Annotated in this window: 1 pseudogene; it reads right to left on the bottom strand. The window is 41.8% G+C overall.

From position 1 onward, the window contains the following. Positions 1-219 precede the first annotated feature (219 nt). Positions 220-311: pseudogene (locus tag D0T85_RS22230) on the bottom strand (hypothetical protein); the annotation flags it as partial.

Below are 311 nucleotides of genomic sequence, written 5' to 3'. Positions count from 1 at the left end.
CCGGCTGTAATCTTCCTCTCGCTACAGTTGGCTTCAAAATGATTCAATGGCACACCCACAATATCAGCTTTCGAATAGTGAAGCATAACTTTTGAAACATTTCAGTGTGACACTTCGGTGGTACTTATTTTTCTTAAAACAGGCAAAGTGTCACACTGTAACAATCTCGTCTAATCTTATCCTGGATGAAATACTAGGTATTAAAGACCTCCGTTCCGATAAACGCATTTCGGCTTCTACTTTATCGCCATCGGTTACGGCTACGTTGTTCATCTGGTCGCCAAAGCGGATGATTACCATATCCTGTGCAT

The sequence above is a fragment of the Bacteroides sp. 519 genome, assembly GCF_010500955.1.
GTDB lineage: Bacteria > Bacteroidota > Bacteroidia > Bacteroidales > Bacteroidaceae > Bacteroides.
The sequence above is the reverse complement of the archived record's forward strand: the minus strand, read 5'-3'. Positions and strand labels throughout refer to the sequence as shown.